Source organism: Pseudomonas sp. EL_65y_Pfl1_R83 (assembly GCF_963970695.1).
Taxonomy (GTDB): domain Bacteria; phylum Pseudomonadota; class Gammaproteobacteria; order Pseudomonadales; family Pseudomonadaceae; genus Aquipseudomonas; species Aquipseudomonas tritici.
In genome coordinates this window covers 1-490 of the sequence record NZ_CAXAQI010000313.1, presented here as the reverse complement: position 1 = coordinate 490, position 490 = coordinate 1, and the positions used below count along the sequence as shown (strand labels likewise).

The 490-nt window shown below is 63.1% G+C and carries 1 protein-coding gene; it reads left to right on the top strand.

Annotated elements, in window-relative coordinates; translation table 11 throughout:
• Positions 1-310: 310 nt before the first annotated feature.
• Positions 311-490 (top strand): hypothetical protein (locus tag AACY08_RS29055; RefSeq protein ID WP_339472528.1); only part of this gene is annotated, 180 nt, incomplete at its 3' end.

Sequence of the window (490 nt, the reverse complement as noted above, 5' to 3'; positions counted from 1 at the left end):
CAACGCTGGGCTAAGGCGGCGGCTGCCCGCTTCTGTCCGGATGGACTGGCGTCAAGGAAGACTGCGATGGTCTTCGGTTCAGACTGCACTGCAGAGCGCCACAATCCTCGATCGGGTGGTGTCCCATGTCACGGTTATTGACCCGCGACATTCCTTGTTTGGCAGCAAGCTTGCGGTGCTGCCGGAGCGCTCGGGACGAGGTCCCGCCTACGTCGTAGTGGAGCTTTCCGACGGACGAAGACGCTCGATCCGGGTGTCGTCGACGGATCTTGGCGAGCCCCCCATCACAGCCAACGCAAAGGGGTCTGTGGTGCCCCGAATTAGCGTGCGCACGCTGATCCCATTGACGCGGCATTTGAACGCGAGTCTGGCTCTCCTCGCTGAGGAGGTGATTCGCGATGGCCCTACACACCCTTCCAGAACGCGTTGCGTCTTCGCCACTCCCGCGCCAGGCGTGCCAGCCTCGCCGGTTGGCAAGAAGTCCTCCGTC